The organism is Shewanella oncorhynchi (assembly GCF_012584455.1).
Classification (GTDB): Bacteria; Pseudomonadota; Gammaproteobacteria; order Enterobacterales; family Shewanellaceae; genus Shewanella; species Shewanella oncorhynchi.
In genome coordinates, this window is sequence record NZ_JABAEB010000005.1 from 224,490 (window position 1) to 240,751 (window position 16,262).

Sequence of the window (16,262 nt, forward strand, 5' to 3'; positions counted from 1 at the left end):
TACGCATTGGGGTTAACTGCTCTAAACCCGCCGCATTTCATTCTATATAATTAAACATAGCAGGATATTTTTAGTAAAATCACCCACGTAAGTTATATTTTGGTAATAAAAAAGCCGCATATAGCGGCTTTAGTTTGGTAAGTTTAAGCGGGTGTTACTTTTTCTTACGGGCGATTTTACTCGCTTTCTTTGCCGCTTCTTTCTTGCTCGTTTTCTTCGCAGCTTCTTTCGCTTTCACTTTGGCTTTTTTCTTACCCGGTGTGCGCGCTTCTTTATTCTTTGGACGCAGCTCTTCGATCACGCGGCGTTTCAACGGTTGCTCGATATAACGCTCGATTTTACCGACGATACGCATGTCGTGGGCTTCGGCAAGCGAAATTGCTGTACCTTTTGCGCCAGCGCGGCCAGTACGGCCAATGCGGTGGATATAAGTGTCGGCAGAACGTGGCATATCGAAGTTGATCACATGAGTGATATCGTCGATATCGATACCGCGTGCAGCCACATCGGTCGCCAACAGGACATTGACTTCACCTTTAGTAAAGCGACTCAAGGCTTGGAAGCGTTTCTTCTGTTCCATATCGCCACGCATAAAGGCGCAGGGAATACCGACTTTCAGTAACTGGCCTTCTAGGCTAGAAACGATGTCGCGGGTTTTCACAAATACGATAGTCCGTTTGACATCTTCTTGGCGTAGCAGATGACACAACAGCGCAAATTTATGCTCTTTATCATCGGCTAAGTGGATCCATTGGTGGATCTTGGCTTTTTCACTGCGTGGGGCTTCAACATCGATTTCAATCGGGTCGTTTAACACTTCACGGGCAAAACGTTGTACACCGCCGCCTTCTAAGGTGGCAGAGAACAGCATGTTCTGTTTGCGGCCTTGGGCCTCAATAGCAATGGCTTGCACCACAGAAGAGAAGCCCATGTCTAACATGCGATCGGCTTCGTCGATAATTAAGATATCGACTTCTTGGGCGTTGAAATTGCCTTTGTCTAAATATTCCATCAGGCGGCCTGGGGTCGCGACCAGAATATCGACGTTGCCTGCTAAGGCTTCTTCCTGTGGTCCATAAGGAACGCCACCAGTAACGATAGCAATATCTAAACCTTGGCCCGTGGCTAGGTGACTCGCATAACGGTGGATTTGGCTGGCTAACTCACGGGTTGGCGTGAGGATTAGCACCCTTGCTTGTCCAGCAAAACGACGGGGAAAATCGATCAAATGTTGTAGCGATGGCAGTAAAAAGCTCGCTGTTTTACCTGTTCCTGTCGGGGCGCGCGCAAGAATATCTCTTTGCTCTAGGGCGTAAGGAATCGTTTCTTGCTGAATCGTAGTGGGTGAATGATGCCCCATGGCATTAAGCGACTCTAATAAGCTAGGGTCAAGCTGGAAATCTTCAAATTGCATGCGCAGCGTCTCGACGGATAATAGCGAAGCATTATAAAGGTTATGGCGGTTAACTTAAATAACTTATCTAGATCTCCTGTGTTTATCTTCTGTGTCAGTAAAGCTTTATGGTAATTGGCATAAGTTAATTACTTTTAGGTCAATGTATTAGCATTTAATTTGTGGGAAATTGGACCTTTCGTTAAATTTGCCAAACTTAGCGAGCTTTACTTAATGTGTCAGGATTGGACTCGATATCAGTATTTAAGGTAAAAATCTCGAACCAATTGCACCATGGTTTGTGTGTATTGGCCTGAACGTTCACGAATAGTGATATCACTGAGCTTTGGAGCCATTTGTGGATGAGTCTTGTGGGCGAGTACGCAGAGTACTCGATTAGCGCTTTTCCCTACAATGCTGATAAGGTTGGTTATTTCAATCAAATCGAGCTGAGAGTGCGTTAATATTTCGTCGAAACGCGCCATACTCTGCATTGGTAATATGAGACTTGCCTTTCCTTGCGGTGCTAGGCACACATGAATGGCATCGAGTAGTGCGGTAAAGCTTAAGCTATCTGTGTGACGGGCCATAGCGCGCTGGGATTGTATCGCTTGCGTGCCTTGCTCAAAATAGGGGGGATTACAAATTATGTGTTCAAAATACCCTTGATACTCAGTTTGTTGGCAAAAGTCTTGGATGCTGCAATTAACTAAGGTCAGTCGATTAGCCCAAGGACTATTGTGGAAGTTATGTTGGCAAGCATGGGCGGCATTGGTGTCTAATTCGACACTGGTGATATGTGCTTGACTGCGCTGAGCTGCCATTAAACTGAGTAAGCCGCTGCCTGCGCCTATATCTAAGATTGATTTCGCGGTGGTCAGTTGTGCCCATGCCCCAAGGACGACGCTGTCTGTGCCTACGGCCATGCCGCAATTCATGTCATCGATATGAAATTGTTTAAAAGTGAATGCCATGGGGAGTTAATTTTGCCGTTCTAAAGTGATTTAGGCCCAATATTGGGCGCGCAATATTCTAATTCTAGCCCTCGTTTTTAGCTAATGTTTTTAAACAGTCGCATCTGTCCTAGCTGTATGAATTTGTGTCGCCAAATCATTTACTATTTTACGTGGTAATACTGATTTCACTTAATTAACGCTTTAATTTATTGCCTTAGAAACCTTTTATTAGCAGTTAATTAGCATTATTTCGCTTTTTTTGCCTGAACGGACTTGTTGTCTTGTATTGATGCTTTAAGTCTGGTATTAGTTTCGCCCCCATTTTTAATCACTTTTAAGATTAACGGATAGGTAAACGAGTTTGCTGGTGAATTAGTAGTCAGCCTGGCTACATAAACGTTCGCCATCGTTTATAAACTCGGCAGATATCGAACATATTTACCACGGAATTGTGTAAACATAGATTTGCACTCCGGATGGGCTTTGTTTTAGCTATGGCTAATCGACACATAATCACTTAAGTTTGTAAAAAAACAATAAGACAAGATGGGGCTTCCAGTGCAAGACAATCAGATGAGTATCGGAGATACATTAGGCTTAGGTTTTATGACCTTTGCGTTCTTTTTAGGTGCGGGAAACCTAATTTTTCCACCATTCGCGGGTATGTTAGCGGGCGAAAATATGCCCCTCGCCATGTTGGGTTTTTTGATTACCGCCGTAGGTTTACCTTTAGTTGGACTGATTGCTGTCGCTAAGGCTCAAGGTAAGGTTATGGCTATGCTGCCAGTATTTGCAGCAACGACATTGGCTGTCGCGATTTACATTATTATCGGCCCCGCTTTTGCTGCGCCGCGTACGGGATTAGTGGCTTACGAGATTGGCGCTAAGCCATTTATCGATGACACCACGGCAACGTTTTTGCTGGGCAGTTTAGAATTAAACCTGACGCAACTGCTATACACATTAGGTTTCTTCGCTGTCACTATGTTGCTGGCGCTTTTCCCTGGTAAGTTGCTCGATAGCGTAGGTAAAGTATTAACGCCTATTTTATTGATTTTGTTGGTCGGATTAGCCGTCTCCGTGCTGTTTTTACCTGCATCCGAAGTGGGCCAAGCTGTGGGGGATTACCAACAGCATCCGCTGACCAAAGGTATTTTGGAAGGCTATAACACTATGGATACGTTAGCATCCTTGATGTTTGGTATGTTGATTATTGATATCCTGCGTAAAAAGGGCATTGACCAACCCAGTGATCAAACTAAGTATCTAATCCGTGCAGCCTTTATTGCCGCCGCTGGTTTAACTTTTGTGTATGTGTCCTTGTTCTTTTTAGGTGCAACCGCTGGCGATATCGCTATCGGCACTAAAAATGGTGGCGAAATATTAACAAATTACGTGACCCGCGAGTTTGGGGAACTAGGCTCAGTCTTGTTGTCATCAGTCGTGACTTTAGCTTGTTTAACCACTGCGGTTGGGCTGGTGAGTGCGTGTTCTGAGTTCTTTAATGAGCTGATGCCTAAACTGTCTTACCGTTTCCTCGTGATCTTTTTAAGCTTGATATGCGCTGTGATTGCGAACGTGGGCCTAAGTCAGTTGATTGCTATTAGTATTCCCGTATTAATGACGATTTATCCTGTGGCTATTGCTCTTGTGGTTGTGACTTTCCTGACCGCTTATTTTGCGAATCCACAGTTTGCACATCGTGCAGTACTGAGCGTGGCACTGTTTTTCGGCATCTTCGATGGTCTTAAAGTGGCAGCGAAAAGTTTGACTGACGCTGATGGTCAAGCCATGAATGGCTTAGCACAGGTTTTTATCCATATAGTGAATGTTATGTCTCCAGTGTTATCTAAGCTGCCACTCTATGAAGAAGGTATGGCTTGGTTATTGCCGACCATTGCGACGATTGCACTGTGTTTAGTATTCGGTCGTGGCCGTGGTCAAACGGCTGCAGCCTAGGCTTTGCATTTGAGTTCTCGTCTTTATGCTTAACTCAGTTAAGCTTATGCAGGCTTAGACATATTTAAATTAATATCAACGGCGTATCATTTGATTACGCCGTTTTTTTATGGAGTATTTGTGCCTAAAACCTATATGCCAGATCCACTTATCGATGCTTTTCTTGATGATCTTTGGTCAAGCAAGGGACTGAGTGATAACACGCTATCGGCCTATCGTACCGATTTACGCCATTTTGATCGTTATCAAGGTCAGCAAGGCGTGACGTTACTCGCGGTTTCTCAGGCCGATGTTAGGGCATATCTGGCCTTTAGAGTTGAGCAGAATTTTGCGCGTACCAGTAGCGCTCGGTTGCTCAGCAGCTTACGGCGTTTCTATACTTATTTGGTGCAGACCAAACAGATTTCAGCCGATCCTATGGCCTTAGTCGAGTCGCCTAAGTTAACGCGTCATTTGCCGGATTCTCTGAGTGAGTCGCAGGTTGACCGTTTACTGTCTGAGCCCAATGTGGATGATGCCGTCGAATGCCGTGACAAGGCAATGCTAGAGCTTTTGTATGCAACTGGCCTCAGGGTGAGTGAACTTGTCGGCTTGACCATGGAGCAAATGAGTTTGCGCCAAGGCTTAGTACGTATTGTGGGCAAGGGTGGCAAAGAGCGTCTTGTGCCGCTGGGGGAATTGGCTATTACCGAAGTGGAGGGCTACATGAAATTTGCTCGCCAAGAGTTGCTCGGTAATAAACAATCTGATGTGGTATTTCCGTCGAAACGCGGGCAGATGATGACGCGGCAAACTTTTTGGCATCGGATTAAACTTTATGCTCTGCGTGCGGGGATTGAAACTGCATTATCACCGCACACTTTACGCCATGCTTTTGCCACTCATTTGCTCAATCACGGTGCCGATCTGCGGGTTGTCCAACTGTTATTAGGTCACAGCGACTTATCGACGACACAGATTTATACCCATGTAGCACGGGCAAGATTGCAGGAATTGCATCAACAGCATCATCCTAGAGGCTAAAAAAGGATTTAGTTACAGCATAAATTTGCTTTCCGCGCGGCTTGTCTGTAACTTTTTGCCCCTATACAGGGTCTATTGAATATCTCGAGTTAGAACGGCCCCAATATCTCGTTGTAGCGACACAATTTATAGGATGTCCCATGAAGTTGACCCCAGCATTATCCTTAGTTTTTGCCCTCCTAGTTGCACCACTTGCCAGCGCTGCCACTGCGACGTCTCCCGATACCGCTGCGATTAAGCAAAAACTCGGTGAGATGTTAGATGTTGAAGTCATTTCTATGCAGGACTCACCAATTGAGGGCTTGTATCAAGCCATGACTAACCGCGGCGTGCTCTATATTAGCCGTGATGGTTCAAAACTATTCCACGGTAGTGTGTATGATATCGATAAGGGCATGAAAAACTTAACCGAAGCCGCATTAGCGGGTCCGCGTTTAGAAATGATGAAGCCGCTTGAAGAGAATATGCTTGTCTATAAAGCGAAAAACGAAAAACACGTGGTCACTGTATTTACCGATGTTAGTTGTGGTTATTGCCGTAAATTGCATAGCCAAATGTCTGACTACAATAAACTTGGTATTACAGTGCGTTACTTAGCCTTCCCGCGCGCGGGTGTGCCGTCAGCTAATGCCGATGAGATGCAAGCTATCTGGTGTGCTAAAGATCCATTAAAAGCCATGACTGATGCTAAAGCAGGCAGCAAAGTTGCCGCGGCAACATGTGATGCTAAAATTGCCGAGCAATATGCTTTAGGTACAACCTTTGGTGTCAATGGTACGCCTGCAATCGTATTAGAAGATGGCAATATGATCCCTGGTTATCAACCGCCTGAAGACTTATTACGCACCTTAGAGGCACGTCAGTAACAGCCTAAAATGTAAAATTTTTCCCACGAAAGGTGAGCTTAAGGCTCACCTTTTTGTTATCTTATTGCCACGATTTCATGAGAGTTTGAGTCCCTTGATCCATAAGATAGTCCGTCGCCCAACCGTTGATGATAGCCATTTACCCGCTCATCTTTCGCCGCTATTGAAACAGCTTTACGCTCGTCGTGGTGCGCTAACCCACGAATGCGAGCTTGTCCTTAAGGGTCTATTAAGACCTGAAACTATGAAAGGGTTGCCCGAAGCCGCGGTGCTTATCGCCGATGCCATGCAGGCGAATAAGTCGATTCTGATCGTGGGTGACTTTGACGCAGACGGCGCCACATCGACCAGTGTGTGTATGTTGGCGCTGCGGATGATGGGCGCGGTGAAAGTGGATTATTTGATCCCCAATCGCTTCGATTATGGTTACGGCTTAAGCCCTGAAATTGTTGCAGTTGCGGCGTCTAAACAGGCTGAAATGCTGATCACTGTCGATAACGGTATTTCATCAATTGACGGTGTTGCAGCGGCCAAAGCCTTTGGTATGCAAGTGGTGATTACCGACCATCATTTACCCGGCCATGAGTTACCCGCTGCCGATGCGATAGTGAACCCTAACCAACCGGGCTGTCCATTTGCCAGTAAATCGATAGCGGGTGTCGGCGTGGCCTTTTATTTGATGACCGCATTAAGGGCTGAATTACGGACGCGAAACTGGTATCAAACCCATGGTATTGCTGAGCCTAATTTAGGCACACTACTCGATATCGTTGCCCTTGGCACCGTTGCCGATGTGGTGTCACTCGATGCCAATAATCGTATTTTGGTTGAAGCAGGTTTACAGCGCGTGCGAGCCGGGCGTTGCCGTGTGGGGATTACTGCGTTGCTTGAAGTGGCGAAGCGAAATCCGGCGCGGATTGTCGCATCCGACTTTGGTTTTGCCGTGGGCCCAAGGCTTAATGCTGCAGGCAGGCTGGATGAAATGGCACTTGGGGTTGAAACCTTACTCTGTGAAGACATGATGTATGCGCGGCGTATGGCAGCGGAACTCGATGGGTTAAACCAAGAACGCCGTGAGCTGGAAGTCGGCATGCAGCAGGAAGCCTTAAAAAGCCTTGAGCACTTAAAGCTTAACGAAGCCGAGTTGCCTTGGGGAATTGCCTTATTTCAAGAGGATTGGCATCAAGGCGTGATCGGGATTTTGGCTTCGCGCATTAAAGACAAATACCATAGACCCGTGATTGCCTTTGCCGATGCGGGCAATGGTGAAATTAAAGGTTCTGCGCGTTCGATCAAAGGCTTGCATATGCGCGACTTATTGGAGTTAGTGAACACTCGCCATCCGGGACTGATTATCAAATTTGGTGGTCATGCAATGGCGGCGGGTTTATCGCTCAAAGCGGGCAGTTTTGCTACATTTGCTAAAGCCTATGATAATGCGGTGCGTGAGCAGCTTAAACCTGAGTTGTTAACGGGCGAGCTTTGGTCCGATGGCGAACTCACTCCAGCAGAGTTGAATCTTGAAATGGCTCAGTTACTGCGTAATGCGGGACCTTGGGGACAAGCTTTCGAAGAGCCGTTATTCGATGGTTACTTTACGATAGTGCAACAACGTCTTGTCGGTGAGCGCCACCTTAAGCTCGTACTCGAAACCCAATGCGGCACTGTGATGCTCGATGCCATTGCCTTTAATGTGGATTTGCACACTTGGCCAGATGCGACGATTAATCATGCTCGTGTTGTGTATAAACTCGATGTGAATGAGTATCGCGGCAATTTTTCGCTGCAACTTATGGTTGAGCAAATCGAAGCTATGTAAGATGACAAGGAGTGAAGTTGAAATCATTATCCGATAAAAAAATCCGCCAGCTACTTAAGCGTTTTGCTTGGATATATGTTGTCTGCTTAAGCATTCCGTTTATCTCAACTTTACTCACCACTAAGGCTCAGGGGCAAATGCTACTTATGGGGATTTGGCCCGCAGCCTCCTTGTTTTACTTTCTCGCTTACCGTTATTTAGCTAAATCCTTTAAGTATGAAATCAATCGCCACTTAGCTTTTAGTTATCATGGCGGTGGCACTTTAGCGGGGGCTTTGTATTCGTTAGCTAAAGTGGTGTTATTAGCGATGGCATTTATGATATTTATGAGTGCCAATAACACCTGAACTGACGTTAACGGAAAATTTCGGAGAAAGGAAAATGCAGCAGGAAACAGGATACAGAGTCAGTACAGATCAAGCTGAAATGAATCTTGAGGTTATTCATGGCTTTATTAGTAATAGCTATTGGGCGCAGGGCATGCCAAAGGCGCTGCTACAAAAAGCGTTAGCCAATAGCCTGTGTTTTGGGGTATTTGATAAGGACAATCAACAAGTGGCTTTTGGCCGCTTAATCACAGATAAAGCCACTTTTGCCTATCTTGCCGATGTGTTTGTACTTGAGTCGCACCGCGGCTTAGGTTTAAGTAAGTTGATGATAACAGCGATTCTTGAACATCCTGAATTACAAGGTTTAAGACGGATAATGTTAGCCACCCGCGATGCCCATGGACTCTACGCCCAGTTTGGATTTAAAGCGGTCGATACCCCTGAAATGCTCATGCAAATTAGGCCTGCTAAGCCTTATCAATGCCTTAGTTAACATCAAAAAAAATAGCCAGCAAATGCTGGCTATTTTTTTGCGTTAGCTTTGATGTCTGTTGATGAGTTAAGCCTTAAGCGGCTTTGGTCGCGGCGGTCTCTTCATCGCTGTGGCGAATTAAGTAATCAAATGCGCCCAGTGATGCGGTCGCGCCGCTGCCCATGGCAATGATAATTTGCTTGAAGGGTGAGTTAGTGACATCACCTGCGGCAAAAATACCTGGAACTGAGGTTTGCCCGCGCTCATCGACTATGATCTCGCCCCTTGGGGTTAAATCGATCGTGCCCTTCAACCATTCCGCATTCGGTACTAGCCCAATCTGCACGAAGATACCTGCAAGTGCGACATGGTGACTCTCGCCAGTGGCTCTGTCAGTGTAGTTCAGGCCATTAACCCGAGTACCATCGCCAGTCACTTCAGTGGTCATGGCTTGGGTAATGATTTTAATGTTACCCATAGAAGCCGCTTTACGTTGCAGTACATCGTCGGCGCGCAGGGTTTTATCAAATTCCAGCACAGTCACATGTTCTACTATGTTGGCAAGATCGATAGCCGCTTCGATACCTGAGTTACCGCCGCCGATCACCGCCACACGCTTGCCCTTAAATAACGGGCCATCACAATGTGGGCAGTATGCGACGCCTTTGCCACGGTATTCTTTCTCGCCGGGGACGTTCATTTCACGCCAGCGGGCACCTGTGGCTAACAATACGGTACGGCTACGTAATTTAGCGCCGCTTGCCAGTTCAAGCTCGAACAAACCGTCAGTCGTCAATGACAAAGCTTTTTGGTTGTCCATGATGTCGACTTCGTAGTCTCTTACATGGGCTTCAAGGTTTGCTACTAGTTTTGGACCTTCGGTCGCTTTGACCGAAATAAAGTTCTCGATACCGACGGTTTCAGCCACTTGTCCGCCAAACTTGTCGGCAACAATACCGGTGCGAAGTCCTTTACGTGCTGCATAAATAGCGGCTGCTGCGCCGGCTGGGCCGCCGCCGACGACTAAGACTTCGAATGGCGCTTTTTCATTAATTTCATCGGCCTTACGGCTTGCGGCATTGGTATCCAGTTTATTGAGGATCTCGCCAATGCTGATACGGCCGGCGGCAAACACTTCGCCATTTAAGTAGACAGAAGGCACAGCCATAATGTTTTTGCTGGTCACTTCTTCTTGGAACAGGGCACCGTCGATCATCACGTTGGTGATATTCGGGTTAATGGCCGCCATCATATTCAGTGCCTGTACTACGTCTGGGCAGTTTTGGCAGGTCAGTGAGACGTAAGTTTCAAAGGCATATTTGCCTGGCAGATTGCGGATCTGCTCAATAATATCATCGCTGAGTTTGATTGGGTGTCCACCCGTGTGCAGTAATGCCAGCACGAGTGACGTAAATTCGTGACCCATAGGCAGACCAGCAAAGCTGATTTGCGTATTAAGCTCTGGGTTAATCACTGTCATTGCCGGGGTGCGTTCGCCCTGAACTTCTTTCAGGCTCACCAGAGAAGATAGGCTGACAATGTCTTGCGCTAAGCTTTTTAATTCTTGAGACTTTCTACTCTCATCTGCAGACACGACAAGTTCAACTGGTCTCTTGAGGTTTTGCAGGTAGGTTTGCAGTTGATTTTTTAAATTCGCATCTAACATTTGATGACTCCAAAATAGCTTAAAAGGGAGAAAAGGGGGCCAGTCTAGGCCCTTGCAGGGGCGGGCTTAATCCTTTGCTGCGTGGCGCTACAACTGTGTTGGCTGTAACGCCAATCAGCTTGGGATGCTAGACTGGCGGGGTTGACGCTTTGCAGGCTAAATTAGATTTTGCCAACGAGGTCTAAAGACGGTGCTAATGTTTCGTCACCTGGTTGCCATTTAGCTGGGCAAACTTCGCCATCGTGAGTAGCAACATATTGAGCTGCTTGAATTTTACGAACTAGCTCTTGAGCGCTACGGCCGATGCCTAAATCGTGAACTTCGCTGACCTTGATTTGGCCTTCTGGGTTAATCACGAAAGTACCACGCAGTGCTAAACCGTCTTCTTCAATCATCACGCCGAAGTTACGGCTGATAGTGCCTGTTGGGTCAGCCAGCATTGGGAAGTTGATCTTCTTGATGGTGTCTGACGTGTCATGCCATGCTTTGTGAGTGAAGTGTGTGTCAGTTGATACTGAGTAAACTTCAACGCCCATACCTTGCAGTTTTTCGTAGTGATCAGCCATGTCGCCTAATTCAGTTGGGCAAACAAAGGTAAAATCTGCTGGGTAGAAGAAGACAACAGACCACTTACCTAACAGGTCTTGTTCAGTTACTGGAACGAACTCACCATTGTGGAATGCAGTGGCTTTGAATGGTTTGATTGTGCTGTTGATAATTGATTGAGTCATTTTATGCTTCCATTTAGTTGATGATGGCTTAAGTTCATAACGAGGACATTTGCTTGCGTCCTGTCGATGTGAAGCATATTACCGACTCGATTAAAATTAAGATAACGGATAAAAACTATTATCTTAATCGGTTTGGTCGAATGACGATGCGATTAGGTCGGACTCAATCGGTTTTTCTGTGACTGCTGCGGGTTTGGCGTGACTGGGTGTAGTTTGGGTTTAGCCTGCTGGTCTTTGGTCTTTGGTCTTTGGTCTTTGGTCTTTGGTCTTTGGTCTTTGGTCTTTGGTCTTTGGTGATTGAGATAAGATAAATTTCGAGCATAAAAAAGGGATATCAATGATATCCCTTAAAGTGTAAATACAATTAAAACAAGATACTGAGGTTCTAGGTTCTAGGTTCTAGGTTCTAGGTTCTAGGTCCTAGGTTCTAGTTCTGTGCTTTGGGTTGAGTTAACCAAGTGCTGAGTAAGCGCACGCCGTAACCTGTTGCCCCCGCAGGCACAACAGCGGTATCGGTGGCGGTTAAGGCATTGCCCGCGATATCGATATGTGCCCAAGGCTGTTCGCCCGCAAAGCGTTTTAAGAACATGGCCGCAGAGGAAGCGCCCGCGCTGCCTTCTTTACCTGTGTTTGTGAGATCCGCGATAGTGGATTTAAGCTCATCCGCATAGGCTTGATCTAACGGTAAGCGCCAGACTTTTTCGCCAACCTGTTGACCTGCATAAGTTAGCTGCTGCACTAAAGGCTCAGAATCGGTAAACAAGCCTGCGTAAACATTGCCTAATGCACTCACTTTTGAGCCTGTCAGTGTCGCAACATCGATAATCACAGATGGCTTATAATTTTCTCTGGCATACCAGAGGCCATCGGCCAGCACTAGGCGACCTTCGGCGTCGGTATTGAGCACTTCAACGGTGAGACCTTGGGCGGTTTTAATCACATCACCAGGGATCATTGCATGACCCGATACCATGTTCTCCGCCATGGGCATAATCGCCACTACGTTGACTGGCGCTTTTTGAATCGCCATGGCTTTAATAGTGCCAAGCACTGTGGCTGCACCTGCCATATCTGACTTCATCCGCGCGATTGAAGTACCTGTCGCCTTAATATTGTAACCACCCGAGTCGAAGGTGATGCCTTTACCGACCAGTGCGATTGGCGCGTCTTTGCTACCAGGCCAATGGGCGACCACTAACTTAGGTGGGCGCTCGCTGCCTTTACCTACAGCAGCTAAGGCGCCCAGTTGTAGACGTTCGATATCTTTGGCTTCTAATACCGTGACTTTAACGCCGAGGGATTTGAGTTTTCTGGCTTCGTTAGCAAAGCTGTCGGGATACATAATGTCTGCAGGTGCGTTTGTCAGATCGCGCGCTAAAAACACACCTGCTTCAACCGCTTGCAGATTTTTATGGTGTTTTTGGTTGCGACTTAAATCATCGACAGCGATTTGGTAATTCTTCTCGGCACGGGGGCTCGCTTTGAACTGAGTATAACGATAACTGCGTAGTTCAATTCCGTGGGCAAGCTCAGAGGCAAATAGCGGCGCGGCAGTTAAGCCTTGGGTGAGTACACGCACAGTGGCTTGGGGAACCGTATCGAGTTTAGCCGCAACATTGCCACCGATGGTATTAATGTCGCCGGGCGTTAAGTTTTTTGCATCGCCAATACCGACCAGTAAGACCCGTTTAGCATCAATTTCGCTGGGTACCAAAATCTCGAGGATTTCTCCCCGTTTGCCGGAAAAAATATTATCCGCCGTTGCTAGGTTTAATTGATCTTGGGTCGACTGAGGTAAAAAGTCGATCCCATAGGTAGTAGAATCAGCGCTTTGGAATAGCACTAGTGTATCTGAATTCAGTGAGCTACGAGTGTCAAAACTAAAACTTTCGGCGTTAGCAGTGAGAGAGTTAAGGCACGCCAGAGCCATAACGCTTAATATCAATTTATTATTATTTTTCATGGTGACAGCTCATATCATGGAAGTGTGAGAAGAATATCAAAGCTCAGCCTTAGGGTTAACTAATTTACGCTATTTTGCTGATATTAGTATTAAATCCAAGGGCCAAAGCGTGTCAATGATCGATCAAGGGCAAAACCCAATTGTTGCGATAAAGATTGAGCACTACTTTTAAGGGCCGAGGTGCCTAAAAGCTGTGGCGATTGGCTCGCAAAAATCACCCAATTACCGCCGCCTGTGAGACAAGCGTTCACATGGGCAAAGTGTTGTTGTAAGTCGGCTAACAACTCGCGATTTTGGCTATGTTCTTTCCAGCAGTTCAGCACTAAATACCCATTGGGTTTGATGAGGTTAGTGCACTGCTCAAGGAATATTGGCGAAAGCTGCCCTGTTTCAACGCCTTTGGCTGTGTAAATATCGGCAAAAATTACATCCACTTTTTTATGATCGCCAGCAGCTAAAAAAGCAATAGCATCATCATTGATAAGATTGAGCTTTTTACCTATCGGCAGCTGAAAATAGCGCTTAGCTAACTCAATCACCGCGGGGCGTAATTCCACCGCTGTTAACTTTATTGCCGCGTCGAAATTGCGCAGTGAGTGAATAATCGAGCCACCGCCTAAACCTAAAACAATAGCGCTCTTAGGCTTACAAAACAGTAAAACCAACAACATGGCTTGCACATAAGTGTGCTGGGGAATATAGGGCGCCGCCTTGAGGATCTTACTCTGCTCATCGTTATCCCCAAAGGACAGGATCCGTGAGTCGTCGTAATCGATTACACGAATCGGGCCTAGTGCGTCTTGGGTTTCATGTAAGAGGGTAGAATCGGCCATATTGGATTAATTACTCGGTTTAGCTGTTTGGCTTGTTTGCACGGGCTATAACTGCTCGCGCAAAAAAGTTAGAATTCAGACAGTTTTAGTTAATTGAGCCGCTATTATGACAAATCAAATCCTGCTTGCCTGTATTTATCTTGCAGTGTTTATCTTTTTACAGCGCGCCTTAACCCATTGGGTTAGAAAACTCGCGCAAATGAAGCAAGTGAGTGTTGCACGGACCAGTTTAGTGACCCGTTTTATTTCCTATGTGATGTTTTTTATTACTCTGTCATTGATGGCGGTCTCGCTCGGACTGGGCTATCAGGATGTGTCGCTATTTGTGTCATCTGCCTTTGCGGTGATGGGCGTTGCATTGGTTGCTCAATGGTCGATATTGAGTAATTTAACTGCTGGCGTGCTGATCTTTTTCGTGTTTCCTTACCGTATCGGCGAGCGCATTCGGGTGGTAGATAAGGATGAAGATATTAGCGGCGTGATCATCGAAATCGCTTTATTCCATGTGCTTATTCACCGCGATAACGGCGATACCATCACTTATCCTAATAACCTCATGCTGCAAAAGGCAGTGTTAAAGCTCGCCGATCAAACTCCCTTAGCCGAACGTCAGGCCTTACTCGAAGGCAAAAAGAAGTTTGATCCTGAGTAGTTTGGATAGTTGCGCAGCGCTATATTGATTATCAAACTGTGCTGAGCGTTCGTGGGCGTGTCTGAGTCGTTTGGCAGGCTTATAGGGTCTATTAACCCATCGCGGCGTACGATGAGATGAATAAAATAGCTCTTGCCGTTCTAGCCATTCAACTCAGACTTAACCGATAGCGCTTGAGTACAAGATTATCAATAACCCAATACAGGCCAGATAGGGATAACAACAAGGTCAGTATCCCCAGCAGCCAGCTAAAGGGGTTGTTAAAAGTACCTTGATTGAGGTAATCCATAAAGTGCAATTTAAACATCAAGTCGGCGATGTCTGTGTGGTCATTTTTATGGCCAACTAATTCGCCATTAACTGTATTGATATAAATTCGCGTCGACAGGTCATCATCCATATCTATTTGCCAAAGTGAATTGCACTGGGTTGGCCACTCGCTAATGGGGGCTGATATTTGCTTAACTTGGGTAATTTTCCCTGGCCCGGTATAACTTTCAAGCGCCAGTTGTTGCGCGCTTTGTTTATCAATGAGTAAGGAATTGCCTGTGTAGGCATCAATCAAGGTTTGCTGCTGGCACTGGTGTGCATAGCGCTGCACCTTTGCATCGAGTACATAAACGGGCTTACCCGCGAGCGCCATTAATGTCAGGCTTTCTACCTGAGTATGCTTAGCCAGTAAGGGAGCGATATCCACGAGCTTTTGTGGATCAAACTCTTGCTTTTGCGGTGCAGGACTATGGCTAAGCTGGTACTCCATTCCCTTGAGTTCATCATGGGGCGTTAAATTGAAATAGACCCCAGTAACAAGCCAAAGTAGCAGTTGAATGCTTACTATGGCACCGAGCCAATAGTGGGCGATTTTGACCCAGCGTTTGAAGTGTTTACTTTGGAGCTTAGGTTTAAGTTTCGGCATCATTTCAGATACTTCCTTCTGCGCTGCCAAAGTAAGACGAAGCCAGCTAATACAGCCACAATAGAGATTAGAGCCGTGCTCAGCAGTAGAAGATTGTCGATGGCTTCACCCTCGTCGTAATCCATAATGTGCCATTTCCAAAAGAGATCGAATAAACGCCAATAGTCATGTCTGCGCGTGACTAACTCACCCGTTGTCGCTGACAGATAAAGGCTTGTGGCTGCACTATCGTTAAAATCCATTCTCCAAACTGGTAGGTATTGCGGCGCTAGTTTAGCTGGGGCGATATCGGTGAGCAGAGTTGCACTAACAAGCTTAGCCTCTAAGGGTAAAGACCCGTTATGCTGATAGTTTGAAGCTATCATTCGGGCTTGTTTCTCCGTTATCGAAGGCAATAATTCACCCGAATCTGCGTCCACTAGAATGGACTTATCGTTCAGTTTAATCCGGTAATAGAGAGTATCAGTGATTGAGGTTAACGCGATTGCTTGAGCCTTAGGGAAACGCGCATAAACCGCTGCGATTGGGTACTGGATCTGGCTGGGATCGATATGCTGGATGTCTTGAACTTTAATATGATCGCCACGGATAAACCCAAGATCCATTAATACAAAATAGCTGCCGGTGACTGACCAGATCCCAATCGGCAGTACCAGCAATAGCATCAACCATCGGTGCAGAAAG

The 16,262-nt window shown here is 46.3% G+C and carries 15 protein-coding genes; 7 read left to right on the plus strand and 8 right to left on the minus strand.

From position 1 onward, the window contains the following. Positions 1–154: 154 nt before the first annotated feature. Positions 155–1,414, minus strand: coding sequence for an ATP-dependent RNA helicase SrmB (srmB, locus tag HGO26_RS09755; RefSeq protein WP_105250089.1), 1,260 nt, complete (start codon positions 1,412–1,414; stop codon positions 155–157). Positions 1,415–1,650: 236 nt separating this feature from the next. Next, positions 1,651–2,367, minus strand: coding sequence for a tRNA1(Val) (adenine(37)-N6)-methyltransferase (locus tag HGO26_RS09760; protein WP_168824872.1), 717 nt, complete (start codon positions 2,365–2,367; stop codon positions 1,651–1,653). A 528-nt stretch (positions 2,368–2,895) separates the two neighbouring features. Between HGO26_RS09760 and brnQ the strand changes: the two genes are divergently transcribed. The 6 genes from brnQ to HGO26_RS09790 all read left to right on the plus strand — a co-directional run bounded on the left by brnQ (position 2,896) and on the right by HGO26_RS09790 (position 8,838). Next, positions 2,896–4,308, plus strand: coding sequence for a branched-chain amino acid transport system II carrier protein (brnQ, locus tag HGO26_RS09765; protein WP_168824874.1), 1,413 nt, complete (start codon positions 2,896–2,898; stop codon positions 4,306–4,308). Between the two features lie 120 nt (positions 4,309–4,428). Continuing rightward, positions 4,429–5,331, plus strand: coding sequence for a site-specific tyrosine recombinase XerD (gene xerD, locus HGO26_RS09770; RefSeq protein ID WP_105250086.1), 903 nt, complete (start codon positions 4,429–4,431; stop codon positions 5,329–5,331). Between the two features lie 140 nt (positions 5,332–5,471). Beyond that, the gene (dsbC, locus tag HGO26_RS09775; protein WP_105250085.1) at positions 5,472–6,197 is read left to right on the plus strand and encodes a bifunctional protein-disulfide isomerase/oxidoreductase DsbC; all 726 of its coding nucleotides are present in this window, start codon (positions 5,472–5,474) and stop codon (positions 6,195–6,197) included. Between the two features lie 94 nt (positions 6,198–6,291). Then, a complete protein-coding gene (gene recJ, locus HGO26_RS09780; protein ID WP_168824876.1) occupies positions 6,292–8,016 on the plus strand; it encodes a single-stranded-DNA-specific exonuclease RecJ in 1,725 nt (574 codons plus the stop codon). 11 nt (positions 8,017–8,027) lie between these two features. After that, complete coding sequence (locus tag HGO26_RS09785; RefSeq protein WP_258547618.1) at positions 8,028–8,363, plus strand: hypothetical protein; 336 nt, start codon at positions 8,028–8,030, stop codon at positions 8,361–8,363. A gap of 34 nt (positions 8,364–8,397) precedes the next feature. Further along, positions 8,398–8,838, plus strand: coding sequence for a GNAT family N-acetyltransferase (locus HGO26_RS09790; RefSeq protein WP_113939821.1), 441 nt, complete (start codon positions 8,398–8,400; stop codon positions 8,836–8,838). A 73-nt stretch (positions 8,839–8,911) separates the two neighbouring features. Here the strand turns inward: HGO26_RS09790 and ahpF are convergent, their stop codons facing one another. The 4 genes from ahpF to HGO26_RS09810 all read right to left on the minus strand — a co-directional run bounded on the left by ahpF (position 8,912) and on the right by HGO26_RS09810 (position 14,010). Continuing rightward, the gene (ahpF, locus tag HGO26_RS09795) at positions 8,912–10,483 is read right to left on the minus strand and encodes an alkyl hydroperoxide reductase subunit F (RefSeq protein WP_168824878.1); all 1,572 of its coding nucleotides are present in this window, start codon (positions 10,481–10,483) and stop codon (positions 8,912–8,914) included. 161 nt (positions 10,484–10,644) lie between these two features. Continuing rightward, on the minus strand, positions 10,645–11,214 hold the full coding sequence (gene ahpC / locus HGO26_RS09800; RefSeq protein WP_105250080.1) for an alkyl hydroperoxide reductase subunit C: 570 nt from the start codon (positions 11,212–11,214) through the stop codon (positions 10,645–10,647). 427 nt (positions 11,215–11,641) lie between these two features. Continuing rightward, complete coding sequence (locus tag HGO26_RS09805) at positions 11,642–13,177, minus strand: leucyl aminopeptidase (protein ID WP_168824881.1); 1,536 nt, start codon at positions 13,175–13,177, stop codon at positions 11,642–11,644. Between the two features lie 89 nt (positions 13,178–13,266). Then, entirely contained in the window at positions 13,267–14,010 is a 744-nt protein-coding gene (locus tag HGO26_RS09810; RefSeq protein ID WP_168824883.1) for a spermidine synthase, read from the minus strand. Between the two features lie 106 nt (positions 14,011–14,116). Between HGO26_RS09810 and HGO26_RS09815 the strand changes: the two genes are divergently transcribed. Continuing rightward, complete coding sequence (locus tag HGO26_RS09815) at positions 14,117–14,662, plus strand: mechanosensitive ion channel family protein (protein WP_106651494.1); 546 nt, start codon at positions 14,117–14,119, stop codon at positions 14,660–14,662. Between the two features lie 148 nt (positions 14,663–14,810). Here HGO26_RS09815 and HGO26_RS09820 read toward each other — a convergent pair whose 3' ends face one another. Further along, positions 14,811–15,581, minus strand: a complete 771-nt coding sequence (locus tag HGO26_RS09820; protein ID WP_168824885.1) for a PepSY domain-containing protein — start codon at positions 15,579–15,581, stop codon at positions 14,811–14,813. Next, positions 15,578–16,243: a peptidase gene (locus tag HGO26_RS09825; protein WP_168825076.1), complete on the minus strand. Its 666-nt coding sequence runs from the start codon at positions 16,241–16,243 to the stop codon at positions 15,578–15,580. The genes HGO26_RS09820 and HGO26_RS09825 overlap by 4 nt, the downstream gene beginning before the upstream one ends. Between the last annotated feature and the right edge of the window lie 19 nt (positions 16,244–16,262).